Annotated in this window: 1 protein-coding gene; it reads left to right on the top strand. The window is 35.5% G+C overall.

The window, feature by feature from the left end; translation table 11 throughout:
* Nucleotides 1–87: 87 nt before the first annotated feature.
* Nucleotides 88–1,215 (top strand): LptF/LptG family permease, encoded by a 1,128-nt coding sequence (locus U9P79_10535; protein MEA2105050.1) that lies wholly within the window; start codon nt 88–90, stop codon nt 1,213–1,215.
* Nucleotides 1,216–1,405 lie beyond the last annotated feature (190 nt).

Here is a 1,405-nt window from a genome sequence, read left to right as displayed (position 1 = left end):
AATATTTTATGGTAAGAAAAAAGTATGAAAAATCTTATAAATAAATTCCGTGTTTTTCTGTGTATTTCGTGGTAAGAAAGAACTTAAATGAAAATTTTAGATAAGTATATCTTTAAGAGTTTTGTTAAATTATATTTGATAATTCTGTCCTCATTTATTGCCATATTTCTCGTAGTAGAATTTTTTGAGAAATTCAGCAAATTTTTGGGTGAGAGTGCAAAGTTTACTTACATTGCTGCCTATTTTTTACTCAGAACCCCTTACATTGTTATTCTGAGCTCGCCGGTTACAATGTTGCTCGCCGGTCTTTTTCTTATGCATTATATGAACAAGAATAATGAAATTATTGCCATCCGCAGTGCCGGGATCAGCGTAATGAGAATGTCTTTACCTCTTTTCATTTTTGCGTTTTTCATTAGTGGAGTTATGATGTTTTATGGTGATCGGATTCTCTCCGGTTCCGAACAAAAAAGGGAATATATCAAAGACGTATTGATCTTCGACAAACCCGTTCAGAATTTCAAGATGCGTTCCAACCTGCAATATAAGGACGGGGAAGGAAACCTCTTTTACATCGGTTTTTTCGATGGATACAGAAATAAGATCAAAGATATAGACATTTCGCAATTTGATATTAATGGAAAAATTTCCCGCAAGATACAGGCTGGATATGCTATTTGGGAAAATGAAAAAAACGAGAATGAATCTGATAAAATTCCACCATTAGTTTATTATAAAGTTTTTGTCCGTGAATTTTCGGATGGCAAACTAACTTCCTTCCAGCGTTATAATCAAAAGGAATTTCCCCAGCTTTATATTCAACCTCAAGAGCTTGTAAAAAGTAGCAAAGACCCCCAAGAGGAAATGGATTATTTCGAACTAAAAGAATATATCGAAAGATTGAAAAGAATTGGAGAAGAATATCAACCGGAATTGGTAGAACTGAATCTGAAGATTGCTTTCCCGCTGATGAATGTAATTGTTTTGTTTTTTTGCATTCCGATCGCTACTTTTACCGGAACAGGCAGATCGAAATCCAGTGGTTTGGGCTTCGTGCTTGCCATCGGGATTTGCTTCTTGTATATCTCGATCGTAAGGCTGGGACAGAGTTTGGGATATAACGGAATTCTTTCACCGCTTTTTGCTGCCTGGTTTGCAAATATTATTTTTGGATTTTTAGGTTTGGTAATGCTTTTTCGTACTGGAAAATATTAAACGGATTTTAAGAAGGAGAGTGCGGGCGTTGGTGGGCAATAATTTGACAGGATAGTGAGAGATTATAAATAGAGGGAATAAGAAACCCTTAGATGAGATTAAATTATATGATTAGTATTATGGGCGCTATAACTCTCAGTTTGGAGTTAAGACGCCATAGATGATTTGGCGTGGATACGGGTGTTACACA

The organism is Candidatus Cloacimonadota bacterium, assembly GCA_034661015.1.
Taxonomy (GTDB): Bacteria; Cloacimonadota; Cloacimonadia; order JGIOTU-2; family JGIOTU-2; genus JAYEKN01.
The sequence above is the reverse complement of the archived record's forward strand: the minus strand, read 5'-3'. Positions and strand labels throughout refer to the sequence as shown.